This is a genomic window from Pseudoalteromonas sp. D15MCD-2 (genome assembly GCF_038562745.1).
In the GTDB taxonomy this organism is placed as follows: Bacteria; Pseudomonadota; Gammaproteobacteria; order Enterobacterales; family Alteromonadaceae; genus Pseudoalteromonas.
In genome coordinates, this window is the sequence record NZ_JBCFQE010000001.1 from 3,041,986 (window position 1) to 3,067,500 (window position 25,515).

General features: G+C 41.7%; 22 protein-coding genes and 2 rRNA genes (1 of these 24 only partly in view). 16 read left to right on the plus strand and 8 right to left on the minus strand.

Annotated features, from left to right (window positions below; genetic code table 11):
• Positions 1-185 precede the first annotated feature (185 nt).
• The 7 genes from AADY36_RS13965 to yacG all read left to right on the plus strand — a co-directional run bounded on the left by AADY36_RS13965 (position 186) and on the right by yacG (position 7,788).
• The gene (locus AADY36_RS13965; RefSeq protein ID WP_055022078.1) at positions 186-614 is read left to right on the plus strand and encodes a pilin; all 429 of its coding nucleotides are present in this window, start codon (positions 186-188) and stop codon (positions 612-614) included.
• A 57-nt stretch (positions 615-671) separates the two neighbouring features.
• Positions 672-2,621, plus strand: coding sequence for a sulfatase-like hydrolase/transferase (locus tag AADY36_RS13970; protein ID WP_082423012.1), 1,950 nt, complete (start codon positions 672-674; stop codon positions 2,619-2,621).
• A 20-nt stretch (positions 2,622-2,641) separates the two neighbouring features.
• Positions 2,642-3,871, plus strand: coding sequence for a type II secretion system F family protein (locus AADY36_RS13975; RefSeq protein WP_055022081.1), 1,230 nt, complete (start codon positions 2,642-2,644; stop codon positions 3,869-3,871).
• A gap of 241 nt (positions 3,872-4,112) precedes the next feature.
• The gene (locus AADY36_RS13980) at positions 4,113-5,009 is read left to right on the plus strand and encodes a prepilin peptidase (RefSeq protein ID WP_055022082.1); all 897 of its coding nucleotides are present in this window, start codon (positions 4,113-4,115) and stop codon (positions 5,007-5,009) included.
• A gap of 2 nt (positions 5,010-5,011) precedes the next feature.
• Complete coding sequence (coaE, locus tag AADY36_RS13985; RefSeq protein WP_055022083.1) at positions 5,012-5,611, plus strand: dephospho-CoA kinase; 600 nt, start codon at positions 5,012-5,014, stop codon at positions 5,609-5,611.
• Between the two features lie 193 nt (positions 5,612-5,804).
• Positions 5,805-7,481, plus strand: a complete 1,677-nt coding sequence (gene pilB, locus AADY36_RS13990; protein ID WP_055022084.1) for a type IV-A pilus assembly ATPase PilB — start codon at positions 5,805-5,807, stop codon at positions 7,479-7,481.
• Positions 7,482-7,554: 73 nt separating this feature from the next.
• Complete coding sequence (gene yacG / locus AADY36_RS13995) at positions 7,555-7,788, plus strand: DNA gyrase inhibitor YacG (protein WP_054562797.1); 234 nt, start codon at positions 7,555-7,557, stop codon at positions 7,786-7,788.
• Positions 7,789-7,845: 57 nt separating this feature from the next.
• Here yacG and AADY36_RS14000 read toward each other — a convergent pair whose 3' ends face one another.
• Positions 7,846-8,373 (minus strand): Spy/CpxP family protein refolding chaperone, encoded by a 528-nt coding sequence (locus AADY36_RS14000; RefSeq protein WP_055022085.1) that lies wholly within the window; start codon positions 8,371-8,373, stop codon positions 7,846-7,848.
• A gap of 171 nt (positions 8,374-8,544) precedes the next feature.
• On the opposite strand from AADY36_RS14000, the gene AADY36_RS14005 reads away from it, so the two are divergent.
• From AADY36_RS14005 to AADY36_RS14015, 3 genes are read left to right on the plus strand one after another with little or no spacing between them, the layout of a single operon-like run.
• Positions 8,545-9,234, plus strand: a complete 690-nt coding sequence (locus AADY36_RS14005; protein WP_054562799.1) for a response regulator — start codon at positions 8,545-8,547, stop codon at positions 9,232-9,234.
• 1 nt (position 9,235) lies between these two features.
• On the plus strand, positions 9,236-10,621 hold the full coding sequence (locus AADY36_RS14010; protein ID WP_082423013.1) for an ATP-binding protein: 1,386 nt from the start codon (positions 9,236-9,238) through the stop codon (positions 10,619-10,621).
• Positions 10,622-11,563 carry an alpha/beta fold hydrolase gene (locus AADY36_RS14015; protein WP_054562800.1) on the plus strand — a complete coding sequence of 314 codons (942 nt, stop codon included), beginning with the start codon at positions 10,622-10,624 and terminating at the stop codon, positions 11,561-11,563.
• Here the strand turns inward: AADY36_RS14015 and AADY36_RS14020 are convergent.
• Positions 11,542-12,450, minus strand: coding sequence for a cation diffusion facilitator family transporter (locus tag AADY36_RS14020; protein WP_082401648.1), 909 nt, complete (start codon positions 12,448-12,450; stop codon positions 11,542-11,544). The genes AADY36_RS14015 and AADY36_RS14020 overlap by 22 nt on opposite strands.
• A gap of 101 nt (positions 12,451-12,551) precedes the next feature.
• Here AADY36_RS14020 and trmL point away from each other — a divergent pair, with 101 nt between their 5' ends.
• Together trmL and AADY36_RS14030 are read left to right on the plus strand one after the other, a co-directional pair.
• A complete protein-coding gene (gene trmL, locus AADY36_RS14025; protein ID WP_054550977.1) occupies positions 12,552-13,016 on the plus strand; it encodes a tRNA (uridine(34)/cytosine(34)/5-carboxymethylaminomethyluridine(34)-2'-O)-methyltransferase TrmL in 465 nt (154 codons plus the stop codon).
• A 143-nt stretch (positions 13,017-13,159) separates the two neighbouring features.
• Positions 13,160-15,004: a putative bifunctional diguanylate cyclase/phosphodiesterase gene (locus AADY36_RS14030; protein ID WP_342409104.1), complete on the plus strand. Its 1,845-nt coding sequence runs from the start codon at positions 13,160-13,162 to the stop codon at positions 15,002-15,004.
• A 73-nt stretch (positions 15,005-15,077) separates the two neighbouring features.
• On the opposite strand, the gene gpsA is transcribed toward AADY36_RS14030, so the two are convergent.
• Genes gpsA through AADY36_RS14050 form a run of 4 tightly spaced genes read right to left on the minus strand, consistent with a single transcriptional unit; the run spans position 15,078 to position 17,335 of the window.
• The gene (gene gpsA / locus AADY36_RS14035) at positions 15,078-16,085 is read right to left on the minus strand and encodes an NAD(P)H-dependent glycerol-3-phosphate dehydrogenase (RefSeq protein WP_055022087.1); all 1,008 of its coding nucleotides are present in this window, start codon (positions 16,083-16,085) and stop codon (positions 15,078-15,080) included.
• Between the two features lie 3 nt (positions 16,086-16,088).
• A complete protein-coding gene (gene secB / locus AADY36_RS14040) occupies positions 16,089-16,574 on the minus strand; it encodes a protein-export chaperone SecB (RefSeq protein WP_054550974.1) in 486 nt (161 codons plus the stop codon).
• Positions 16,575-16,615: 41 nt separating this feature from the next.
• The gene (gene grxC, locus AADY36_RS14045; protein ID WP_054550973.1) at positions 16,616-16,873 is read right to left on the minus strand and encodes a glutaredoxin 3; all 258 of its coding nucleotides are present in this window, start codon (positions 16,871-16,873) and stop codon (positions 16,616-16,618) included.
• 30 nt (positions 16,874-16,903) lie between these two features.
• Positions 16,904-17,335: a rhodanese-like domain-containing protein gene (locus AADY36_RS14050; RefSeq protein WP_054562817.1), complete on the minus strand. Its 432-nt coding sequence runs from the start codon at positions 17,333-17,335 to the stop codon at positions 16,904-16,906.
• A 192-nt stretch (positions 17,336-17,527) separates the two neighbouring features.
• Here AADY36_RS14050 and gpmM point away from each other — a divergent pair, with 192 nt between their 5' ends.
• From gpmM to AADY36_RS14070, 4 genes are read left to right on the plus strand one after another with little or no spacing between them, the layout of a single operon-like run.
• Complete coding sequence (gpmM, locus tag AADY36_RS14055) at positions 17,528-19,072, plus strand: 2,3-bisphosphoglycerate-independent phosphoglycerate mutase (RefSeq protein WP_054562803.1); 1,545 nt, start codon at positions 17,528-17,530, stop codon at positions 19,070-19,072.
• Between the two features lie 3 nt (positions 19,073-19,075).
• Positions 19,076-20,215, plus strand: coding sequence for a murein hydrolase activator EnvC family protein (locus AADY36_RS14060; RefSeq protein ID WP_054562804.1), 1,140 nt, complete (start codon positions 19,076-19,078; stop codon positions 20,213-20,215).
• 35 nt (positions 20,216-20,250) lie between these two features.
• Complete coding sequence (locus AADY36_RS14065) at positions 20,251-21,519, plus strand: S41 family peptidase (protein WP_055022088.1); 1,269 nt, start codon at positions 20,251-20,253, stop codon at positions 21,517-21,519.
• Between the two features lie 35 nt (positions 21,520-21,554).
• Complete coding sequence (locus tag AADY36_RS14070) at positions 21,555-22,313, plus strand: divergent polysaccharide deacetylase family protein (protein ID WP_054562806.1); 759 nt, start codon at positions 21,555-21,557, stop codon at positions 22,311-22,313.
• Positions 22,314-22,941: 628 nt separating this feature from the next.
• Here the strand turns inward: AADY36_RS14070 and rrf are convergent.
• Together rrf and AADY36_RS14080 are read right to left on the minus strand one after the other, a co-directional pair.
• Positions 22,942-23,056 (minus strand): 5S ribosomal RNA (gene rrf / locus AADY36_RS14075).
• Between the two features lie 189 nt (positions 23,057-23,245).
• Positions 23,246-25,515: ribosomal RNA gene (locus AADY36_RS14080) — 23S ribosomal RNA — on the minus strand (it continues 613 nt past the right edge of the window).

Here is a 25,515-nt window from a genome sequence, read left to right on the forward strand (position 1 = left end):
GATGCTAAAGTAAATTTATACACGCTTAACAAGTAAAGTTTTTGCTGCTTTGTTAACATTTAAAGGTTAATAAAAGTAGTTTTAAGTAAAACTGTAAGATTTATCCTGTAAATTGAGCACTGTTTTACAACGCTGAAGTTACAGCTAAACTTACTAAATCATCATATCCTTTAGGAGAGGAACAAATGACACAACAAAAGCAACAGGGTTTCACCCTTATTGAATTAATGATTGTGGTTGCAATCATCGGTATATTGGCAGCGGTAGCACTGCCTGCTTATCAAGATTACACAAAACGCGCACACGTTAGTGAAGGTATTACACTTGGCGCTTCGGCAAAAGCAGCTGTAACTGAATATTATGTTTCTCAAGCAGCTCTACCAACAACAAACACAGCAGCTGGTTTACCAGCAGCTTCAAATATCACTGGTAATGCAGTCAATTCAGTAGCAGTTGGTGCGTCTGGTATTATTACTATTACTTATAATGATAAAGTAGCCTCTGGAACAACAATTATCCTAACCCCTACAGTAGACAATACTAAAGGGTCAATCACATGGACTTGTACTGCAGGTACTGTTGACGACAAATATAAACCAGCAAACTGTCGTTAATAACTTAATTTATATGGAAACATAAAGCCTCAGCAATTTACTGAGGCTTTTATTTAAATGAAAAATTATAAAAAAAATATACTAATTAGCTTTTCAATCGCTTTACTAACACTCGCAAATCTAATTTTCAACTCAGTTTCTTTATCAGAGCACAGTGTCAATACTGAAATTACAAAAATAGTTTATAACGCTATTACTACACCTAGGTTTCTTTTTGAGCTCTTGATCGCTTTATTCACATTAGTATTACTTCATATTTTGTTAGCTACATTCGCTACACTCATCATTACTAAATTTGCAAAAGTACCATTCATTACTCTATTAACTTGGTTAATTATATGCAGCTCAATATTAATAGGAAATAGCACACTATACCCCTTATCTTCATTTTCAATTGGAACAAACATCCCTGATTTATTATTCCCAATAACATTAGCTATTTTTCTAACTTTGTTGCTTTTATCAATTAGAAACTTAAGAAACACTTATAAAATCACTTTATTATCAATATTGATATTATTCTCTTTCTTTGAATTTGAAAGCGTAAATAATAAAGTTCATAATGAACCTGCTGAACACCCTAATATAATAGTCATAGGAGTAGATTCTTTACGCCCTGACTTTATATCTCCTGCTTTAACACCTTTTATATGGTCTCAAATAAACAAGAATGGCAAAATTAACAATGTAACTACCCCTAATGCAAGAACATTTCCATCATGGTTTTCAATTCTATCAGGAAAGCTGCCGATCAACACTGGCGCACGTTTTAACCTTACAGAAGAGAAAACTCTGGTAAAGACTGGCATGCTTCAATGGGTATTAAAAAGTCAAGGATATACAACTATATACGCCCAAGATGAAAGAAGGTTCAATAATATAGATCAGTCATATGGCTTTGAAACAATAATAGGTCCACCAGCAAATGCCGCTGAGTTTATTTTAGCAAACTTAGCAAATTTACCTCAGATGGCATTAGCTAGTAACGTTTCACTAATAAATGAAATATTCCCTTATATAAAAGCGAATAGAGCTGCCTATGTTACATATGAGCCAAGCGACTTCAATAATAAGATAAAAAAACAAATCAGTATAAGTTCTTCTCCAATATTTTTGGCGACTCATTTTACATTACCTCACTACCCATTTAAAATTAGGGTTCCATTATTCTTGCCTAATGAACAGTTAAATCCTGATGATCCATATACTTATTTATATAAGTCAATGCTTAGAGAAGCAGATTTACAGGTTTCAAGCTTAGTCAATGATCTTGATGAAGCAGGCTACTTAGATAATGCAATAGTGATCTTTTTATCTGACCATGGCGAAAGTTTCGAGCATCCATCTGATGGCCCTAAAAATGCTATACCTGAATCAAACTTCATTACTAACAGTCAAGGACATGGTACAAATGTTCTGTCGAATTCACAATTTGAAGTCCTTCTTTCAATTGCTACATTTGGCAAAGCGAAAGAATGTGATCAGATATTTACTGGTAATGATGATTACAACTATAGTTTAATTGATATAAAGCCTTCTCTGATGAAATGCTTACAACTTGATAATGATAGTGATGGTATGTCTATTGATGAAGTACCATCTAATAGACCCGTATATAGCGAAAGCTCAATTAATCCAATTGTAACTTCTAATAAAATTATTGATGAACTACAAACTATTGCTAATGGTATTTATTTCTATAAGATTAACTCTGATGGTAAATTAATAGTGAAACCTGAAATCTATCCTAAAGCACTAGAAAGCAAACAAAGAAGCATCATTAAAGGTGACTACAAATTGGCTACCTTCCCAAGTATGATGGACGATTTAATAATTGTTGATTTGAAGAATAATAAATGGTTTCCTGCTTCTCATTTTGAAAATAAAGATATAATAAAATCTATGTTTTTAGCTTTGTGTCTACAATTTAAAAAGGATGCTATTAATGGTGTCTTTAAACAATGCGAGAACCCCCATGAGTTTCTCAAGCAAATTAATATTGATTAGACTTAAAGGTTGTCAATAAAATGAATAATCCTAAAAGTACAGCAACCCAAGACACCTTTGAATGGGTTGGTGTTAATGCTAGAGGTAAAAAGCTTGAAGGTGAACTTTCTGGGCAAAGTATTGCTTTAGTAAAAGCTCAATTGCGTAAGCAAGGAATAACACCGTCAAAGGTCAAACGAAAGGCTAAACCTTTATTCGGTATAAAGTCTGTTCAAAAAATTACACCAAAAGATGTAGCCTTAATTACACGACAGATTGCAACCATGTTGATGGCAGGTGTTCCCCTCATTCAAACTATTGAGATGATAGGAAGTGGTACAAAAAATAAAAGTGTCGAAAAATTAATGGAAGGTATAGGCGATGAGGTAAAAGCGGGTGTGCCTCTTTCTCAAGCGCTTCGAAAACACCCACGCTATTTTGATGATTTATATTGCGATTTAGTGGCCTCAGGTGAGCAATCGGGCGCACTTGATAAAATATTTGACCGAGTAGCACTTTATAAAGAAAAAGCTGAAGCACTCAAATCAAAAATTAAAAAAGCCATGTTTTACCCGATTGCAGTTTTGGTTGTTGCGGTCATTGTAACTTCAATTTTGCTTATCTTCGTTGTGCCGCAATTCCAAGATATTTTTAATGGCTTTGGAGCTGAGCTTCCTGGGTTTACCTTAATGGTGATTGGTATTTCTGAGTTTATGCAGGAATATTGGTGGATAATTCTGATTGCTGTTATCGCAACTGGTTTTGCATATAAAGAAGCCCTCCTTAAGAGTAAAAAACTCAGAGATGCTAACGATAGAGCGATATTAAAACTGCCTGTTATTGGTATGATTTTGAATAAAGCAGCGGTTGCGCGCTATGCTCGCACTTTATCAACTACTTTTGCTGCTGGTGTCCCCCTCGTTGATGCACTCGACTCAGCTGCGGGTGCTTCTGGTAATGCTGTGTATCGTTATGCGATTTTAGAAATCAAAGCCGAGGTCAGTTCTGGTAATTTAATGAACTGGGCGATGCGCAATACTAAAATCTTCCCTGATATGGTCGTTCAAATGGTTGCTATTGGTGAAGAGTCGGGTTCACTTGATGGTATGCTTGCTAAAGTAGCAACGATATATGAACAAGAAGTTGATGATGCCGTTGATGGTTTATCAAGCTTACTTGAGCCCCTTATCATGGCGGTTTTAGGTGTGCTTGTTGGTGGGTTAATTGTTGCTATGTACTTGCCTATATTCCAATTAGGTTCGGTGATTTAAACATAGCTGTAAGCTGTAAGCTGTAAGCTGTAAGCTGTAAGCTGTAAGCTGTAAGCTGTAAGCTGTAAGCTGTAAGCTGTAAGCTGTAAGCTGTAAGCTGTAAGCTGTAAGCTGTAAGCTGTAAGCTGTAAGCAAAACTATAAACGCTAGTTGATTGCTTGCTACATAAAATAAATAATAAAAACGCTTCAACACAGCGAAATAATATCGGCCTGCAAATGGCCAGAAGTTAGGTACTTTAATGGAAAACTTTTTTCTTGATATAACCACTGCGATGCAAAGTCAGCAGTGGTTTTATTTTTTGACGGTGGGCTTAGTAAGCCTGTGTATTGGTAGCTTTTTGAATGTGGTGATTTATCGTTTGCCACTGATGATGAAAAGAGAATGGCAAACTGAGTGCCGTATTGTATTGGCCGATGAGCTCAATTCAAAACAGCAAACAGAACAAGCTCCCTTTAATTTAGTAAAACCTAATTCAACTTGCCCTAAATGCAAAGCACCGATTAAAGCTTGGCAAAATATCCCTGTCTTAAGTTGGCTATTGCTTAAAGGTCGCTGTGCAAATTGTCAAACACCGATTTCTGTGCGCTACCCTATTGTTGAAATGCTTACAGCGGTTTTAAGTTTAATTGTTGCTGTCGTGTTTGGACCAACTAAGCTAGCTCTTCTTTATATATTGATTACTTGGGTGTTAGTCGCTTTAACCTTTATCGATATAGATCACATGTTACTGCCTGACCAACTCACTTTGCCACTCGTTTGGCTTGCGCTGATTGCGGCCACTATGGATATTACCATTGCACCGAGCGATGCCATTACCGGCGCTGCAGTTGGCTACCTAAGCTTATGGAGTGTCTATTGGTTGTTTAAGCTTGCTACAGGTAAAGAAGGCATGGGTTATGGCGACTTTAAGCTGTTAGCCGTGTTTGGTGCGCTACTTGGCTGGCAAGATATTTTAACTATCGTGCTGCTATCAAGTGTCGTCGGTGCCATCATCGGCATTTCGCAAATCATTATTCAAGGTAAAGACAAAACTACGCCAATCCCGTTTGGGCCTTATCTTGCCATCGCAGGATGGGTCACCTTACTATGGGGTGAGCAAATTAAAAGTTATTACTTTAACTATTTAGGTTACTAATTATGGCAAACTGGGTTTTAGGGCTAACCGGTGGTATTGGCTCAGGCAAAAGTGCAGTAAGCGCCATGTTTGAAGAGCTTGGTATTCAGGTGGTTGATGCCGATATAGTTGCCAGAGAAGTCGTCGAGCCTGGCTCTGTTGGCCTTACAAAAATTAAAGCACATTTTGGTGATGAGATACTCACGAGTAACGGCACGCTTGATCGCGCAAAACTAAGGGCTATTATCTTTGCCGATGAATCACAAAAGCAATGGCTAAATAACTTATTGCACCCACTTATTCGAGAAACAATGCTGAGCCAATTAAAGCTGGCCACCAGCCACTATGTCATATTAGTTGCTCCCTTACTTTTTGAAAATGGCTTAGAAAAATACTGCAACCATACCTTATTAATTGATGTTCCGGTCGATGTACAAATAACAAGAACTACAGCCCGTGATAATGTCTCTGTAGAATTAGCTAAGCAAATTATCGCTTCACAAATGAGCAGAGCTGATAAAAAACAAAAAGCGGGTGATATTTTGGATAACAACCGCCCTCTTGAAGAAGTAAAAGCTGATGTGCAAAAGCTGCACAAAAAGTACCTAATGCACTCTCACTAGGGTATTGATTTTATTTATAGATTCTCATGAATTTGAACCCATAAAAACCAATACAAAAGTACCAAAACACATTCTAAACAACTGAGTTTTAGGTTAATTTTTTTTGCAATTTTCCTAAAATCAGACAAGACTGATGTAATAGCCTTACTTTTTCTGTTAGATTGTGGCAATAAAGGATCAATCTAGGTGCGCAATGAATATAAACTCACCGCTACTTCGAAAATTTATTACACTCGGTCGCATTGATGCAGAGACCGTAAAATCAAAGCAGCGCGAATATAACTCTACTGCAGAGCTTATTTCTAAAACATGTGGAATGGCTGGCCATGAGCTCGCAGAGCAATGTACAGACCTTTTTCGTGTGCCTTATTTTGACATCAAAGACTTTGACGTTGCGAACATTAGCGAAGAACTAGTTAAAGATAAACTAATTCGTGAGCACCACATTTTACCTCTAGTTAAAAAGGGCCGTAAGCTCTACATTGCAGCCTCAGATCCAACCGACTACGGTGCCTTTGAAAACTTTGAATTTAGTACTGGCCTTTCATGCGAAGTGGTCGTTGTTGATTACACGCAACTTGAAAACAAAATTGAGCAATTACTTGATGCCGCAGGTGGCTTACATTTAAGTGAAGATGAGTTTAAAGAGCTTGGTGAGCTTGAAACAGAAGCCCCTCGCGATTTAGCCAGCAAAGATGAAGATAAAGACGATGCCCCTATTATCGTTTACATCAATAAAATTTTGATGGACGCAATTAAAAAAGGAGCCTCGGATCTACACTTTGAACCTTATGAACACCGCTACCGTGTGCGTTTTCGCATCGATGGTATTTTGCATGAAATGGCAAGTCCACCAAATAGCTTAGCGAGCCGTTTATCTGCACGTATCAAGGTTATGTCACGACTTGATATAGCAGAAAAACGTAAACCTCAAGACGGCCGTATTAAGCTTAAAATTACTGAACGTAAAAGTATCGACTTCCGTGTCAGTACCTTGCCTACCCTTTGGGGCGAGAAAATCGTAATGCGTATTCTCGACTCATCAAGTGCTATGCTAGGTATCGATGTGCTTGGTTATGAACCTGAGCAGAAAAAACTCTACATGGACGCACTTGAGCAACCACAAGGCATGATCTTAGTAACCGGTCCAACGGGCTCTGGTAAAACGGTATCACTTTATACGGGTTTGAATATTCTTAACCAGCCAGAGCGTAATATCAGTACCGCCGAAGATCCAGTAGAGATCAACCTTGAAGGGATTAACCAAGTACAAATTAATCCAAAGGCAGATATGACCTTTGCCAATGCATTAAAGGCTTTCTTACGACAAGATCCCGATGTCGTAATGGTTGGTGAGATCCGTGACCTTGAAACCGCTGAAATAGCAATTAAAGCGGCGCAAACAGGTCACTTGGTATTATCAACTCTGCATACAAACTCTGCACCAGAAACTCTTACTCGTCTTTTAAATATGGGTGTTCCTGCTTATAACGTAGCAAGTTCAATCAGCCTTATTATTGCGCAGCGTCTAGCAAGACGACTTTGCCCTAAGTGTAAAACACCAGAAAAACTACCTGATGAAGAATTGATTCGCCAAGGTTTTGATAAAGACAAGCTCAATGAGGTTCAGTTATTCGCACCAAAAGGATGCGATAGCTGTACTGAAGGCTATAAAGGTCGAGTTGGTATTTATGAGGTAATGCAAATTACCCCTGAAATAGCACAAATTATTATGCGTGGTGGTAACTCACTCGAAATCGCTGAAGTATCTCTGCGCTCAGGCTTTAATGATCTGCGTTTATCTGGCCTGAAAAAAGCCGCTGATGGCGTTACCTCTTTAGCAGAAATAAACCGAGTAACGAGTTTCTAAACAAATTCGTTACTGGATTATCAGCTAACTGTTCAGTAAGATCTGACAAAAGTGCTTATTTGAGAGTTATTCCATGCCAACAGTTGTAAACTGCCCAACATGCAAAGCCAAAGTTGAATGGTCAGAGCAAAGCCCGCATCGCCCATTTTGCTCAAAACGCTGCCAGCTAATTGATTTAGGCGAGTGGTCGTTTGAAAACAATAAAATTTCTAGCCCAATTAGCAATGCTAATGATTTGAGCCAAGATATGATTGAAGATATCGAAGCAATGCTGGCTAAAAACGATGATTCATTCTTTAAAGAATAAAGCGTCAAATACAAAAAATGCGGCAATTGCCGCATTTTTTAATATAACCTATCACTTCTAACCTTCAGAACGCTCAGCTTTGCGTTCGCCTCGATGACCATGGTGGCCCTTTTTGTAACCTTTTTTACGAAGATGCTTTTTAATCTCTTGATAGCTTTCACGCTGTTCTTCATTTAAAACCTGCCAAATCGCATGGTCAGATTTCATTTTTAGCATGGCAAACTGCTGGCCTTTTTCTTGGCGCGCTTTAATCAGCTCTAATGCTGCATTTTCGTCAAATGCTTTTGTTGCTAATAACGCATCCATTTTCTCTTTGTGTGCAGCACGAGCGGCTTTCATTGCATCTTTATCGCCACGCAGTGCTTCAAATTGTGTTTTCTGCTCGGCAAAAATCGCTTTAAGTTGCGTTTGCTGCTCTTCGGTAAGTTGTAATTTATCAATACCACGCTCAGAAAGTAAAAAACGAGCCTGTGGGTTCATACCACGGTTAAAGTCTCCTTTCGCCATTGCTGAAGTAGCACCTACACTGGCTGCTGCTAAACCACAAACAAGTACGAATTTAGAAAGCTTATTTGAAATAGTCATAATCATTACCTTTTGTTGGGTTGTGCTCTGTTGTCGTTTCCGACTGATGGGTTAACTATAACTAATTCAATGCAAAGGAACGCAAACCAGTGTAAAGGTTGTGTAAAGATTCACTTTTACACAATTTACTGAGTAAAATAACCTTAAAGAAATAAATAGCTAGGTGTCAGAATGAAACTATTAATGATCGACGACGATACAGGATTGTGCGAATTACTCAGCGAGTACTTATCAGCACAAGGTTTTACAGTAGAGTGTGTTCATGATGGCGCTGAAGGCCTAAAGCAAGCTATTAAGCATAACTATGAGCTAATATTGCTTGATGTGATGCTACCCTCTATGGATGGCTTTGAGGTGCTAAAGCAGTTAAGACAACATAAGCTTACTCCGGTGATCATGCTAACCGCGAAAGGCGAAGACTTTGATCGTATCTTTGGTTTAGAGCTAGGCGCAGATGATTATATTCCTAAGCCATTTAACCACAGAGAACTGCTAGCTCGCGTTAAAGCAATTACCCGTCGCATAGAACATATCAATAGCTTATCGAGCCAACAGACCAGCTCATTGAGTGTTAACAGCATCAATGTTAATTTCGCAACACGAGAAGCTTCTGTTAAAGATAATGTACTGAGCCTAACCGGCACTGAGTATGAGATCCTTGCCATGCTAGTGCAACATGCCGGTGAAGTGATCAGCAAAGAGCAAATAAGTGAGCAAGTATTAGGTAGACGCCTTGCTCCTTTTGACCGCTCAATCGATATGCATGTCAGCAACATCCGTAAAAAAATTGCAGAGCATGTTAGTAATGAACGGATCAAAACCATGCGTGGCAGTGGTTATGTATTAATACAAGGCGAATAATATGCAAACTCCAAGCTGGCTAAAGCATCCCCGCCATTATTTGTTTTTAAAAATATTTGCTTGGTTTTGGGTTACTGTCATAGCGACTATCACAATACTGGTGTTTTTAAGCCAGTTAACGAGCAATGTGGGCAATGACGACCTGCGTGGACCCATGCTGAAAAATCTTGAGTACACTGCTAAAAGTATTGAACGCATTGTTGCTAAACACGGAAAATCAACCCAAGAGGTTTTATCTCATCCGCGCTTATCAAAGCATAAATTACTGTACTTAAATGGTGAGGTTCATGGTGTTGAAATGCTTAGCGAACCTGTATCCAAAGACATTGATTTAAGCTTGCTGAACTTTACCAAATATATGCGTCCGCAAATTATTTTTACCGATGAATACCAAGCTTATGGGCCGGTAGCTTTGAATGTACCCGAAGGTAAATTTTATCTTTATGAAATCGATGAAAAACGCAAGAAACCGTTTTTTGTCAGCCTATGGCTAATGCCAGTTTGGCTCAAGCTGCTTATTGCTTTAATCGCCTCATTGATGTTGAGTTTCTTCTTTAGCCGTAACTTAATTGCACCTATTAATAGTTTAAAAGAAACCGCAAAAAAGCTTGCTCATGGCGATTTAACTGCCCGTGCCGATGTATCTCCTACTCGTCAAGATGAGTTAGGTGTACTTGGTCGTGACTTTAATACCATGGCAGTACAACTTGAGCAGCTTATTAGCGCTCAAAAACGACTGCTAGCAGATATTTCTCATGAACTACGTTCACCATTAACGCGCTTAAAAATGGCTACAGGCCTTGCACAAATGCAAGCCGATGATGCTCAACACGCTTATTTAGAGCGCATTGAAAAAGAGGCCAATCAGCTCGATAAAATGATTGCCGATGTACTTCAAGTTTCACGCTTAGAAGCCAAAAGCCAGACTCTGGCGTTGAGTACACAATCCTTACAAGTGATTGTTGATCATGTACTCAACGATGCTCAATTTGAGGCCAGGCAAAGTAATAAAGAGCTTATCGTAAATGGTACACTAACAGCCGATTTAAAATGCGATGAAACCTTAATAGCCAGCGCGCTTGAGAATGTACTTCGCAATGCCATTAAATACGCAGAACATTCAATCTCAATAGGCTTAGTTGAATCAGATGCTATCTACATCACTATTTGTGATGACGGTAAAGGGGTTGATGAAGCAAACCTAGCAAGGCTGTGTGAACCTTTCTTCCGTCAGGAGCATGCACGTGATAGAAGCACTGGCGGCACGGGCTTAGGTCTTGCTATTGCAAAGAATGCTATCTCAGCACATGATGGTACACTAACACTTGAAAACCAAGAACATGGCGGACTGTGCGTAAACATCCGCCTACCTTATAAGAGTGAGTAAATGTTTTATAGTAGCGAAGCAAGTCTTGTTAATAACCTACCTAATATTAATCAGTTTTTTTCTGAGCAATTACAGCAAGACTTTCTGAGCACCGCTCATGGCAAGCTTTATTACGGCTATGCAATTCCCCAACAAGCAAAAACGGCCATCGTTATCAGTACTGGCCGAATAGAGTCTTTAATTAAGTACAAAGAGTTGCTGTGGGAGCTATATCAAAATGGCTTTGCAGTTTTTAGTGTTGATCACCAAGGGCAAGGTCGCTCTTATCGTCATTTAAAAAACACTCATAAGGGTTTTGTAAACCGCTTTACTGACTACGCAGATGACTTTGCTGTATTTATAGAAAAAGTGGTGCATCAACACTGGCAAGGAAAGCAGGTTTTGCTTGGCCACTCTATGGGCAGTGCCATTGCCTATGATTACCTATCGCGCTATCAGCATCAATTTGCGGGTGCTTTTTTATCAGCGCCGATGTTTGATATCTATACCAAAGGCACGCCAAAGCCTGTAGCAAAACTGGCTGCTAAAATTGCATCCTTACTTGGTCTTGGCCGCAGCTACGCATTTGGCCAAAGCGATTATTTACCAGTCGACTTTGCAGCTAATGAACTAACCAGTAGTGAAATTCGATATAAACTGTTCAGAGAGCTTTATGCAGCAGAAGGTGATTTACAACTAGGTGGCGTAACCTATGGCTGGCTCAATGCATCGTTTGATTTTATTGCTTCTTTAGTCGATAAAAAAGTCGATATTCCTTTGTTTATCGCAAGCGCCGAGCAAGATACTGTGGTCGATAACGCTGCGCAATTTGCACTTACCCATAGGCAAAAGCAAGCACAACTAAAAAGCTATGCGGGCGCTCGCCACGAACTATTGTGTGAACGCGACGAGATCAGACAAACAATACTCAGCGATTTTTATCAATTTTGTGCAGAACTTTGACGTGTTTTGTTAACCACAGAAAGTGGGTCTAGGTGCATCAAAATATCCATTTCACAATCAAAATGCGTTTGAATTAACGCTTCTACTTCATCAGCAACTTGATGCGCTCTTATCAATGATAATGAGTCTTCCAGCTCTAAATGCATCTGAATAAACTTAATTTTACCACCTTGGCGGGTGCGAATATCATGGGCGCCAAATACGTCTTGATGGCTATTCACAATGGCCAGTATTTGTTGTTTTTCTTCATCTGGGAGCTCTTTATCCATTAAGTGATCAGCACTTTCGCGAGCAATATCCCAGCTGTTATAAAGTAAATAAACAGCCACCCCAATAGCAAATAATGGATCGGCATAAGCGACGCCGTACTTAGCTAACACAATTGCCAGTAATACCGCCAAGTTTAAGATTAAATCGCCTTTATAGTGAATTGAGTCTGCTTTAATGGCGATTGATTCGGTGTGATTAATCACCTTAGTTTGTACAAACACCACCACGAGCGTACAAACAATAGCGAAAATACTAACCCAAATACCAAGGTCTGAATGCTTTAAGGTTACCGGATTAAATAAGCGCTCAATGCCATGAAACGCTAAAAAGCAACCTGAGCCAGCTATAAAAGCGGCCTGTGCAAGCCCGGCTAATGCTTCGGCTTTTCCGTGACCAAAGCGATGGTCGTCATCAGCAGGGCGTAGTGCATAACCTAGCACTAAAAAACTCATCAGTGAGGCTGTGATATCCATTAACGAATCGGTCAATGAACCCAGCATTGACGCCGAGCCAGATGCAAGCCAAGCCCAGCTTTTTGCTGCGATCATTAAACTCACCATAACAATGGTGACTATACTGGCTGTTTTAACCCAAAACTCATAACTACGATGCTGCACAACAACTTACCTTTAGTGAGTAACTGTGTTGAGTATATCATCTTTTAATTCTAGTTCGTGTATACTCAGCAGCAGATCAAATCCTTATAAATGAGATTCACATGCTTGATATTGTGTTGTACCAACCAGAAATTCCACCAAACACGGGTAATATCATTCGCTTATGCGCAAACACAGGTTATGCGTTACACCTAATTGAACCCCTTGGTTTTGAGTGGGATGATAAACGCGTAAAACGTGCAGGTCTTGATTATCATGAGTTTAGCCATGTACAGCGCCATGCCTCGTTTGAAGCATATCTAGAAAAATGCCAACCGAAAAAAGTCTATGCTTGCACCACAAAGGGCAGTCAATTTCACCATCAAGCACAATACCAACCTGGTGATTGTTTAGTGTTTGGCCCTGAAACGCGTGGCTTACCTGATGAACTCATTCAATCGTTGCCGAAAGAGCAACGTGTACGCATTCCAATGCAAAAAGATAGCCGTAGTATGAACTTATCTAACTCAGTTGCTGTATTTGTTTATGAATCTTGGCGTCAGCTGGGGTTTGTGAACGGTCAATAACTCATTGAAAAAGCGCTTGTAATAAATATTTACTAATTGTTTAGCACGACCATTTTTTATGGACTAACCTAAATAGGTTAGTTTGTTCCTAAAGATGGATTTTAATGCGCTTTTTCGCCAGAGTATGCAGTATCATTTTGCTGATGCAGCACTTTTATAGTGCTGCTTCTGCTGCTGTGTCTAATCCCTCTATCTCGCAAGCCCCTAATACAACGCCCCTGTTACTACTGATCTTTTTAGCGATTGTCATCCTCATTGGTGCAGTCATTTACTATCAAAGAAACCAAAAGATGACGCTGATGGATGCCCTACTTTCCCAGTCTAAAGATGGCATTTGGGTCACCGATGAACAGTTTAGGATCATAGAAATCAATAACGCATTTAGTGAAATATCGGGTTATAAGAAAGCCGATGTACTTGGTAAAAAATTCAAAGCATTAACGCAAGCTGGTCGTGATACACAACTCGAAGAAATCATCCAACAAGAGCTGAGTAATGATGGTTATTGGTCTGGCGAAATTTGGAATTTACGCAAAGATGGGCAACCCTACGCCATTGATTTGTGTATTACAAAAGTGACCACACCACGCTTTGCAAAAAACTCTGTACGTTACGTTGGCATGTTTTCTGATGTCACTGCCCGTAAGAATAACGAGCGAACTATGCTCAAGCTCACGACCAAAGACAGTGTCACAGGCTTATCAAACCGCGCCATTTTTATAGAGTCCCTTGAAAAAGCAATCAATGCTTGTAACGACACTTACCCTAGTCTACTAATCATCTTTATCGACATAGACAATTTCAAAAAGATTAACGACTCCCTTGGTCACACAATTGGCGATGTACTACTAAAAGAAGTAGCCTGTCGTTTAACTGACTCTCTAAATTCAGGCTTTACCATTGCAAGACTCGGTGCAGATGAATTTGCGGTACTCGTGCCGCCCTACCTTTATTCTGGTCAAACCGTATTTTTTGCTAAAAAAACCGCAGACATCGTGCTTCAGCAGTTTAAAACCCCATTTATGTTAGATGGTTTTGAGACTTCACTATCTGCCTGTTGTGGTCTTGCTATCTACCCAGACAACGCCTACAACTGTGAATACTTAATGCGCAGCGCAAATAGTGCTTTGAATCATGCAAAAAAAATGGGCCGTAATACGTATCAATTTTTTGATAAAGACCGTCATACCCTCGACCCAACCGAATTAACCAAAGAGAGTGCTTTATTCAAAGCAATCACCAACAATGAGTTTGAGCTTTATTTTCAGCCTAAGTTTGATGCCCAGCATAATCAGTTATACGGCTTTGAAGCATTAGTTCGCTGGCCTCAAGAAGATGGCAGTGTTATTAACCCCGATGAGTTCATTCCGCTTGCCGAACAAAATGGTGCCATTATTCCGCTCACCCAATTACTGATGGAGCAGCTGCTTAATCAACTAGCCCAGTGGCGAAAACAAAACATTTCGTTTGGTAATGTCGCTATTAATATTTCAGCCTTACACTTTCAGCAAAGTAGCCTTATTGAAACACTCATCGACAACTTGGCTAAATTTGACGTTCCAGCACATTGCTTAGAACTCGAGATCACAGAAAGCGCCATGATGGATAATCCTGAATTTGCAGAGCAGCAAATGAAGCGCATTAAATCGATTGGTGTGCACATCGCGCTGGATGACTTTGGAACAGGTCATTCATCACTCAGTTACTTAAAGCGTTTTCCAATCGATACACTCAAAATCGACAAATCATTCGTTAAAGATATCGATAAAAACGACCAAGACCGTAATATCACCGCCACCATAGTGCGGCTAGCTAAGTATTTGGACATAAATGTGGTTGCTGAAGGAGTAGAAACTGAAGAGCAAGCCTACATGCTGCATATTATGGGTTGTCATTTTCAACAAGGTTACTATTACTGCAAGCCATTAAAAGCCAATCAAGTCAGCGAATTTATTAATGACACGCTAGAAAAGCAGCAATCTAGCTAGTGGTTGCAACGGTACATCAAATAAAAAACGCGATTAATAAATCGCGTTTTTTTTTAACAATGCACAATCTAAATTATTCAGATTTTTGCTCACGGCCAAGTAGTGCCATCGCAGCTTCTTTTACATCTTTATTTTCATAAAGTACTTGGTAAATTTGCTCCGTTATTGGCATTTCAATACCTGTGCGCTCAGCAAGTAAATACACTTCTTTGGTATTTCTATAGCCTTCAACAACCTGACCAATAGATTCAATTGCAGCTTCTACGCCTTCACCCTTGCCAAGAGCAAGACCAAAGCGACGGTTACGAGATTGGTTATCTGTACAGGTTAAGATTAAGTCACCGAGGCCAGCCATCCCCATAAAGGTATCTGAACGAGCACCTAATGCACACCCTAAACGGCACAGCTCAGCTAAACCGCGAGTGATTAAGGCAGTACGTGCGTTAGCACCAAAGCCAAAACCATCAGACATACCTGCGCCAATCGCAATCACATTTTTAACTGCGCCACCAAGCTGTATACCAATGAAGTCATCATTGTTATAAACCCTAAATGAGCGGCCACAGTGTAAAAGGTCAGCTAATTGCTTAGCGAAGTCTTTAGAGGTCGACGACACCGAAATAGCGGTTGGTAAGCCCATTGCCATTTCTTTTGCAAAAGTAGGTCCTGAAAGCACAGCCAGAGGAACATCATCGCCTAGCTCTTGTACCGCTACTTCTTGCAGTAAACGCCCTGTATTTGGCTCTAAACCTTTGGTAGCCCATGCAACTTCAGCACCTTCTGACAACCAAGGTTTGATTTTTTGCAGCGTGCCAGCAAAAGCATGACTCGGCACAACAACCAAAATGATCTTGCTTGCTTTAACTGCCGTTTCTAAATCTGCTTCTAGTTGGAGGGTTTCAGGAAAGCTAACATCCGGAACATAACGTTGATTCTTTCGCTCAGCTGCAAGCGTAGCAACGTCATCGCTATTGCGGCCCCACAAAGTCACTGGGTGGCCATTTCTGGCAAAGCAAATAGCAAGGGCGGTGCCATAAGACCCCGCCCCTAATACTGTAACAGCTGATTGTGCTGTACTCATAGCTTATGCGTCTGCAGTTGCCTGTTGGTCTTGAGCAGCACGTTGTTGCATGTATTGAGCAAATAGTGCGTCAAAGTTAACTGGCGCTAAGTTTAATTGTGGGAAAGTACCACGGTTAACTAGGTTTGATACTGCTTCACGTGCGTAAGGGAAAAGTACGTTCGGGCAGAAAGCACCTAACATGTGTGCAAGTTGAACTTCTTCAACTTCGCCAATTGTGAAAATACCCGCTTGTTGGATTTCACATAGGAATGCAGTTTCTTCACCGATTGAAGCTGTTACTGTTAAAGCAAGAACAACCTCAAACACGCCTTCTTCTAATTTGTTAGAACGAGTATCTAAGTCAAGCTTAACTTCAGGAGTCCACTCTTTTTGGAAAATAGCAGGTGAGTTAGGCGTCTCAAATGAAACATCTTTAGTATAGATGCGTTGGATTGAGAATTGAGCGCCGGCTTGTTCTGCTGCTGCGTTTTGATTTTCTTCGTTCATTGTAATTCCTAACTTGTATTCGTTTTTATATTTAAAGTTTATTAAGCGTTAAGCTTTGCGTCTAAAAGGCCTTGCGCTTCAATTGCCATCATGTCGTCACAACCGCCGATATGTTCATCATTAATGAAAATTTGCGGAACTGTGTAACCACCATTTGCTTTGTCGATCATTTCATCACGACGCTCAGGGTGAACACCAATATCGATATTCGTGTAGTCTACACCTTTACTGTCTAATAACGCCAAAGCACGTTGGCAGAATGGACAGTATGCTTTTGTGTAAAGAACAACATTACTCATAATAATTCCTCTATCGGGCAGTGAGCCTTATTAACGACCGGTCGTTGTAGGTAAGCTAGCTGATTGCCAAGCGCCCATACCGCCCGCTAATACATAAACACGCTCAAAACCTGCTTTATGCATTGCAGTTGCGATACCTGAGGCAGTCATGCCCGTGGTACATACTAGTATAATGGGTTTAGTCTTAAACTTTTCAAGGCTTGAAAAATCAGATTGCTTTGCTTTTTCTGGATTTAAGTGAGTTGCGCCTGCAATACGGCCAGAGTTAAACTCTTTTTGTGCACGTATATCAATCACTTGACCATCATCACGGTTAATTAGCAAGGTAAGTTGCTGTGGGTTGATTTGACGGATAGCCGAAAATTTACTTTTAAACCAACTGCTGATCAGCATAGCGACTAATGCTAACCAGATAATGCTCAAAACCGGATGATTTGAGATAAATTCAATATATTGATCCATGCGTTTTCCACTAAGAAATTTAGATACCACAGCGCATAGCCATGGGTTAATTAAAATTTGCCACGCAAGTATACGTGCTTGAATTGAAAATGCTAGGGCGTGAAATATTTTAATATGACATATTGATAGCTGATCAAAACCATAAAACACGGTATGCTAGTGATATATAAGTGCCAATCTTCAGGAGCTATAATGACAGAGCATAAAAAACCATTGGTATTAATGATCTTAGACGGTTGGGGATACCGTGAAGACACAGAAAGTAACGCCATACTTGCTGCTAATACCCCAGTACTCGACAACCTTTGGGCAACCCGCCCACATACATTAATTTCAGGTTCGGGACTTGATGTTGGTTTACCTGCAGGACAAATGGGTAACTCTGAAGTAGGTCACGTAAATTTAGGTGCTGGCCGTATCGTTTATCAAGACTTTACTCGCATCACAAAAGCCATTGATGATGGTGAGTTCGATAGCAACCCAGCGCTTGTTGATAATATCGACAAAGCTGTAAATGCAGGCAAAGCCGTGCATATTATGGGGCTTTTAAGCCCAGGTGGTGTTCATAGTCATGAAGACCACATTGTGGCAACGATTGAACTTGCTGCTAAGCGCGGTGCAAAAGAAGTTTACTTCCACGGTTTCTTAGACGGCCGTGACACACCGCCACGTAGTGCAAAAGCATCAATTGAGCGCATCGAAGCCTTATTTGCAGAACTTGGCTGTGGCCGTTTAGCGACGCTTGTTGGTCGTTACTATGCAATGGACCGCGATAACCGTTGGAATCGTGTCGAGCTTGCATATGATGTTATGGTTAGTGGCATTGCTGAATACAGCTACACTGACGGTGTAACCGCACTAGAAGCCGCATACGCACGTGACGAGAACGACGAGTTCGTAGCAGCAACAACTGTTGTGCCAGAAGGCCAAGCAGCTGCTGAGATCAATGACGGCGACACAGTTATCTTTGCTAACTTCAGAGCAGACCGAGCACGTGAAATGACTCGTGCCTTTGTTGATGCTGACTTCAGTGGTTTTGATAAGAAAAAATCACCACAGTTAAGCGCTTTTGTGATGATGACAGAGTACGCAGCAGACATTAAAGCGCCGATTGCGTTTGCCCCAGAGCCTTTAACAAATGTATTAGGCGAATGGTTAGAGAAGCAAGGTAAAACACAGCTACGTATTTCTGAAACAGAAAAATACGCACACGTGACCTTTTTCTTCAGCGGTGGCCGTGAAGATGAATTTGTTGGTGAGACTCGCGAACTAATTCCATCACCACAAGTTGCAACATACGATCTGCAACCAGAAATGAACTCTGAAATGCTGACCGATAAATTGGTTGAAGCAATCGCTAGCGGTAAATACGATGCCATCATCTGTAACTACCCTAACGGAGACATGGTAGGTCACTCAGGTGTATTCGAAGCAGCAGTGAAAGCATGTGAAGCAGTTGATCATTGTATTGGTCGTGTAGTTGCAGCACTTGAAGAACATGGTGGTGAAGCGCTTATTACAGCCGATCATGGTAATGCTGAACAAATGGCTAACCCAGCAACGGGCCAAGCACATACCGCACACACCAGTGAGCCAGTGCCATTTATCTATGTTGGCCGTGATGCAACACCACATGATGGTAAAACATTGAGTGACGTGGCTCCAACCATGCTTCACCTACTCGGCTTAGAGCAGCCAAGTGAAATGACTGGTAAACCAATCATGACGCTGAAATAAGCTATGAGTAAATGTATTAACCACTTCCTTAAAACTGGTTTAATACTGACTTCATTAGTAGCAACTTCGGTTGTTGCTAATGAAGATCAAACCAAAAAAGACTTATCAGACATTCAATCAGCTTTACAAAAAACAGAGGCTGAGCTTAAAGGTCAACGCAAGTCCATTGCCCAAATGCGCAAAGATCTGCGCGCCCATGAACTCGACATAGCTCAAAATGCAAAAGCATTAAACCTTGCCGCCCAATCTGTTAAAGAAAATGAGCAACAACAGCGAGAACAACAAGCTAAAGCCGAGCAACTTAAAGCCCAGCAAGCACAGCGCCAAACCTTATTAGCTGCACAACTAAAAAGCGCCTACATGGCGGGTAGCCATGACTACTCAAAAATGTTGCTTAACCAACAAGACACAGCCAAAATTGAGCGCACACTAAGTTATTATAATTATTTAAATAAAGCACGTATTGAGCAAATTGAAGAGCTCAAAGCACTACAGCAAGAAATTGCAGACAACCAAGCTCAGCTTGAAAAAACCAAACAACGTCTAGTTGCCTTATATGATGAGCAAAAAAGGCGCCAGCAAGCTCTAGTCAATGCACAACAAGAGCGTAAAACTAACCTCAATAAACTCCAGTCAGCGTTAAAAGAAACTAAAAGCTCTATTGATTACTTAAAAGAAAATGAGCAAACCCTGATCACCGCCATTGAAGAGCTTGAACAAGAGCGAAGTGAAAAGGTTGAATTACTAGGCTTACAAAGTAGTAAGGGCAAACTCGACTGGCCAACTAAAGGGGCATTACGCCACCGCTTTGGGCAACGCAAGCACGGCAACATAGATTGGAAAGGCGTACTTATCAGCGCTAAAGAAGGCAGTAATGTTAAAAGCGTACAGAACGGCCAAGTTGTTTACGCAGACTGGCTAAATGGCTTTGGCTGGGTTATCGCTATTGATCATGGCGATGGCTTTATGAGCTTATATGGTCACGCTCAAACTCTACTTCGCGATGTTGGCGACCTTGTTAGAGAAGGCGAAACAATTGCATTAGTCGGTCAAAGCGGCGGACAACCGGATCCTGGTCTATACTTTGAAATACGCCACAAAGGACGCGCAGTAAATCCTGTAAAATGGTGCAGACGCATTTAATTGATTAAATAGCTGCACTCTATGAGGAGCAGCTGATGCTAAACACAACTTACTCTTACAAAGCTCATTTTTCCCCAGCTAAGTTTTTTACTCAGCTGTCTTTTTTATTACTTGTCAGCTTGCTATGCCTGATACTGCAATCGTTTCAGGCTGTTGCAAAACCCTCGTTACAGTCACTACAGCATCAGCAACTAAACGAAATCCTATTTAATATCCATACATATTATGTTGATGATCTGAAACTACAAAACACATTTGTAACCCAGCCTGATAACTTACAAGTCGAAGCGTTATTCGAACGCCTTGATCCATATTCAAAATATCTGGATGAAACTGAGCTCGATGCTATCTTCAGTAGCACTAATGGTAGATACACAGGACTCGGTATCGAAGTAAAAGTTGAAGATGGTCGCGTGTATATTGTTAACACTATTAATAACTCACCTGCGGCGCTTGCGGGTCTTCAGGTAAATGATGAAGTTATTGCGATTAATCAACAACCTATTTTAGACAAAAGCATCGAAGAAGTGGCTAAATTAATTCGCCAAAGCGGTCAAAGTGCTGTCGATGTCGCTGTTAAAAGAGAGAAAGATACTGAGCTAAACTTCTCGATTAAGCGCCAACAAATCAACTTACAAAGCGTTCATGGCCATTTAGCAGATACAGGCGTTGCGCTTATCAGTATCAACTCATTCAATAACCACACATTACACGATGTTGCTCGGGAGCTTGCAAAAATGCAGGTCACCAATAGCTTCCCTCTTTCAGGTTTAATTATTGATTTACGCGATAACCCAGGCGGTACATTACAAGGGGCCATTGAAGTTGCAGATCTGTTTTTAGATAACGGCACCATAGTGTCAACCAAAGGCCGCTTTAATGAAGCTAATCAGAATTATAAAGCCCATAAAGGCGACATACTCAGTGGCGCTCCCATTGCTGTACTGATTAACGAAAACTCAGCCTCTGCCGCTGAAATACTTGCAGCAGCATTAAGAGATAATCAACGAGCGGTGCTAATTGGCGAAACTTCTTTTGGTAAGGGCTCAGTGCAATCGCTGATACCTTTAGGTAACGGTAATACCGCATTAAAACTGACTACAGCACGTTATTACACACCTGCGGGTCAATCTATCGATGGTAAAGGGATCACCCCAGATGTGAGTATTAATCAAACAATGCTTTCAGAAATTGACCAAGGCGTTATAATAAAAAACATCCAAGAATTGGCGCTTTTTAGCTCACTTCTAGATAGACAAGACAAAAAGCAACTTACAGCAAAGCAGCTCGTTATTATGCAGTAAGTAAATGCTCACAACGGATATAATAATTACAAAAAGTGAACTTAAAAACAGGCTTATTACTCGCCGTATGTTGCCTACCGCTATTCTGCCAAGCAAAGCAAATAGCCATAGTAATTGATGATATAGGCAATCATCAGCGAGATCTTGAAATATTAAACTTACCAGGGCAAGTGACCTTCTCAATCTTGCCCCATACACCCTATTCGCAAATATTTGCTGAACGCGCCAGTAGAACTCATAAAGAACTACTTTTACATGTACCAATGCAAGCGCTTGATAAAACTAAAGCACTTGGTCCGGGTGCACTCACTGATACTATGAGTAAGTCAGAGTTACAAACAACCCTTGGCCATGCATTAGCCTCTCTACCACAAGTAAAAGGGGTCAATAACCACATGGGCTCTGAGTTAACACAACTTACAGAGCCAATGAAATGGACGATGGAAATATTAAAGAAACGCGGTTTATACTTCTTAGATAGCCGTACAACGAGTCGAAGTGAAGCACAAAACGTTGCTAACCTCTATGGTGTGGCTAATGTATCTCGTCATGTTTTTCTTGATAACAATGTCACCCAAAGTCAGCTACAACATCAACTAGAAGAGCTAAAAAGCAAAGCTGAACACTTCAACTACGCAATCGCCATTGCCCACCCCTACCCAGAAACCGTTGCTTTTCTACAACAAGCCCTCCCTGAACTACAACAACAAGGCTTCGAACTTGTTCCCCTCTCACAACTAGTCGAAACAAAATACATTCAGCTTGCCAAAGCAGAGCAAAGACAAGGGGAATGAGTGTTATAAAAGTAAGTTAGCGAGGGGAAAGTTAGCAAAAGCTAAGTTAGCGAGTGGAAAGTTGAAAGAGTAAAGCTTGAGATCTGGCGTAGGTTGGCTAGAGCGAAGCGAAACCCAACACAGAGCTATCAGCTTTCAGCCGTCAGCGATCAGCCGCTCGTTGGAGGTGTTTGGTGCTGCGTCTACCTCTGCTGGAGGTTCTAGGTTCTAGGTTCTAGGTTCTAGGTTCTAGGTTCTAGGTTCTAGGTTCTAGGTTCTAGGTTCTAGGCAAAGTGTACTTGTAGGAATTACTTTAGCCATGAATATGTTTGTAAAGGTCTGAATTCGGCACTGAAGTACCTCCTACAGGGTTTGTTGCTGAGGGTGACTCAGTTACCTAACAACCCGGTAGATCAACTGACATCTAATATCTAACGTCTAACCTTCTCATCACGTAGGAATGGCTTTAGCCATGAATGTGTTTGTTCTGGTCTAAATTCGGCACTGAAGTGCCTCCTACGGGGTTTGTTGCTGAGGGAGTATCTGCACTAAACAACCCCACAGTTCAACTGACGGCTGACAGCTGACAGCTGACAGCTAAAACGCAAAAAAGCCCGACTCTTTCGAATCGGGCTTTCTCTAATTTGGAGCCTGGCGATGACCTACTTTCACATAGCAGCTGCTACACTATCATCGGCGCTGTTTCGTTTCACTACTGAGTTCGGCATGGGGTCAGGTGGGTCCAAAACGCTATTGTCACCAAGCAAAAGGCGTGGAAAGGATTCTCGACAAAGCGCGTAGCGCTTACGAGTCCTTTGCGCAAGGTGAACTGATTTCGCATTAAGCGTTGCGGTTCACCCTACATAAATTTGGAATTCTGATATCAAGTAAATGTCTACTTTAGTAACTTAACTTCTGTTCGTTACGCTGTCATAAAACGCGTTTGGCGTTGTATGGTTAAGCCTCACGGGTAATTAGTACAGGTTAGCTTAATGGCTCACACCACTTCCACATCCTGCCTATCAACGTTGTAGTCTTCAACGGCCCTTCAGAGACTTTAAAAGTCTAGTGAGAACTCATCTCGAGGCCTGCTTCGCGCTTAGATGCTTTCAGCGCTTATCAGTTCCGAACGTAGCTACCGGGCAGTGCCATTGGCATGACAACCCGAACACCAGCGGTTCGTTCACTCCGGTCCTCTCGTACTAGGAGCAACCCCTCTCAATTCTCAAACGCCCACGGCAGATAGGGACCGAACTGTCTCACGACGTTCTAAACCCAGCTCGCGTACCACTTTAAATGGCGAACAGCCATACCCTTGGGACCGACTTCAGCCCCAGGATGTGATGAGCCGACATCGAGGTGCCAAACACCGCCGTCGATATGAACTCTTGGGCGGTATCAGCCTGTTATCCCCGGAGTACCTTTTATCCGTTGAGCGATGGCCCTTCCATTCAGAACCACCGGATCACTATGACCTACTTTCGTACCTGCTCGACGTGTCTGTCTCGCAGTTAAGCTGGCTTCTACCATTACACTAACCGTACGATGTCCGACCGTACTTAGCCAACCTTCGTGCTCCTCCGTTACTCTTTGGGAGGAGACCGCCCCAGTCAAACTACCCACCAGGCACTGTCCGTAATCCCGATAAGGGACCAACGTTAGAACATCAACACTACAAGGGTGGTATTTCAAGGACGGCTCCACAAAAACTAGCGTTTCTGCTTCAAAGCCTCCCACCTATCCTACACATGTAGGGTCAATGTTCAGTGCCAAGCTGTAGTAAAGGTTCACGGGGTCTTTCCGTCTAGCCGCGGGTACACAGCATCTTCACTGCGATTTCAATTTCACTGAGTCTCGGGTGGAGACAGCGTGGCCATGGTTACACCATTCGTGCAGGTCGGAACTTACCCGACAAGGAATTTCGCTACCTTAGGACCGTTATAGTTACGGCCGCCGTTTACCGGGGCTTCGATCAAGAGCTTCGTCCGAAAACTAACCCCATCAATTAACCTTCCGGCACCGGGCAGGTGTCACACCGTATACGTCATCTTGCGATTTTGCACAGTGCTGTGTTTTTAATAAACAGTCCCAGCCACCTGGTCACTGCGGCTCCCGTCCGCTTAGAGAGCAAGTCTCATCACAGATAGGAGCGTACCTTCTCCCGAAGTTACGGTACAATTTTGCCTAGTTCCTTCACCCGAGTTCTCTCAAGCGCCTTAGTATTCTCTACCTGACCACCTGTGTCGGTTTGGGGTACGATTCGGTATAATCTGAAGCTTAGAGGCTTTTCCTGGAAGTATGGCATCAACAACTTCACACCCTTGGGTGCTCGTCTCGTGTCTCAGTCTTAAGAGTCCGGATTTTCCTAAACTCTCAACCTACTCACTTTCACATGGACAACCAACGCCATGCTTGTTTAGCCTGCTCCGTCCCCCCATCGCAATTATACCAAGTACGGGAATATTAACCCGTTTCCCATCGACTACGCCTTTCGGCCTCGCCTTAGGGGTCGACTTACCCTACCCTGATTAACATGGGATAGGAACCCTTGGTCTTCCGGCGTGCGGGTTTTTCACCCGCATTATCGTTACTCATGTCAGCATTCGCACTTCTGATACCTCCAGCATACCTCCCGGTACACCTTCAACGGCTTACAGAACGCTCCCCTACCACTCAAACAAAGTTTGAATCCGCAGCTTCGGTGCATAGTTTAGCCCCGTTACATCTTCCGCGCAGACCGACTCGACCAGTGAGCTATTACGCTTTCTTTAAAGGATGGCTGCTTCTAAGCCAACCTCCTGGCTGTCTGGGCCTTTCCACATCGTTTCCCACTTAACTATGACTTTGGGACCTTAGCTGGCGGTCTGGGTTGTTTCCCTCTTCACGACGGACGTTAGCACCCGCCGTGTGTCTCCCGGATAGTACTTTACGGTATTCGGAGTTTGCAAAGGGTTGGTAAGTCGGGATGACCCCCTAGCCTTAACAGTGCTCTACCCCCGTAAGTATTCGTCCGAGGCTCTACCTAAATAGATTTCGGGGAGAACCAGCTATCTCCCGGTTTGATTAGCCTTTCACTCCTAGCCACAGGTCATCCCCTAACTTTTCAACGTTAGTGGGTTCGGTCCTCCAGTTGATGTTACTCAACCTTCAACCTGCCCATGGCTAGATCACCGGGTTTCGGGTCTATACCTTGCAACTATACGCCCAGTTAAGACTCGGTTTC

Bases quoted from the DNA above. Each gene is read 5' to 3' on its own strand.
- gpmM (WP_054562803.1), top strand. From the start codon at position 17,528: ATGACAGAGCATAAAAAACCATTGGTATTAATGATCTTAGACGGTTGG.
- AADY36_RS14060 (WP_054562804.1), top strand. From the start codon at position 19,076: ATGAGTAAATGTATTAACCACTTCCTTAAAACTGGTTTAATACTGACT.
- yacG (WP_054562797.1), top strand. From the start codon at position 7,555: ATGCCAACAGTTGTAAACTGCCCAACATGCAAAGCCAAAGTTGAATGG.
- AADY36_RS14015 (WP_054562800.1), top strand. From the start codon at position 10,622: ATGTTTTATAGTAGCGAAGCAAGTCTTGTTAATAACCTACCTAATATT.
- AADY36_RS14030 (WP_342409104.1), top strand. From the start codon at position 13,160: ATGCAGCACTTTTATAGTGCTGCTTCTGCTGCTGTGTCTAATCCCTCT.
- coaE (WP_055022083.1), top strand. From the start codon at position 5,012: ATGGCAAACTGGGTTTTAGGGCTAACCGGTGGTATTGGCTCAGGCAAA.
- AADY36_RS14010 (WP_082423013.1), top strand. From the start codon at position 9,236: ATGCAAACTCCAAGCTGGCTAAAGCATCCCCGCCATTATTTGTTTTTA.
- AADY36_RS13965 (WP_055022078.1), top strand. From the start codon at position 186: ATGACACAACAAAAGCAACAGGGTTTCACCCTTATTGAATTAATGATT.
- pilB (WP_055022084.1), top strand. From the start codon at position 5,805: ATGAATATAAACTCACCGCTACTTCGAAAATTTATTACACTCGGTCGC.
- gpsA (WP_055022087.1), bottom strand. From the start codon at position 16,085: ATGAGTACAGCACAATCAGCTGTTACAGTATTAGGGGCGGGGTCTTAT.
- secB (WP_054550974.1), bottom strand. From the start codon at position 16,574: ATGAACGAAGAAAATCAAAACGCAGCAGCAGAACAAGCCGGCGCTCAA.
- AADY36_RS14065 (WP_055022088.1), top strand. From the start codon at position 20,251: ATGCTAAACACAACTTACTCTTACAAAGCTCATTTTTCCCCAGCTAAG.
- AADY36_RS14050 (WP_054562817.1), bottom strand. From the start codon at position 17,335: ATGGATCAATATATTGAATTTATCTCAAATCATCCGGTTTTGAGCATT.
- AADY36_RS13970 (WP_082423012.1), top strand. From the start codon at position 672: ATGAAAAATTATAAAAAAAATATACTAATTAGCTTTTCAATCGCTTTA.
- AADY36_RS14000 (WP_055022085.1), bottom strand. From the start codon at position 8,373: ATGACTATTTCAAATAAGCTTTCTAAATTCGTACTTGTTTGTGGTTTA.
- AADY36_RS13980 (WP_055022082.1), top strand. From the start codon at position 4,113: ATGGAAAACTTTTTTCTTGATATAACCACTGCGATGCAAAGTCAGCAG.
- trmL (WP_054550977.1), top strand. From the start codon at position 12,552: ATGCTTGATATTGTGTTGTACCAACCAGAAATTCCACCAAACACGGGT.
- AADY36_RS14005 (WP_054562799.1), top strand. From the start codon at position 8,545: ATGAAACTATTAATGATCGACGACGATACAGGATTGTGCGAATTACTC.
- AADY36_RS13975 (WP_055022081.1), top strand. From the start codon at position 2,642: ATGAATAATCCTAAAAGTACAGCAACCCAAGACACCTTTGAATGGGTT.
- grxC (WP_054550973.1), bottom strand. From the start codon at position 16,873: ATGAGTAATGTTGTTCTTTACACAAAAGCATACTGTCCATTCTGCCAA.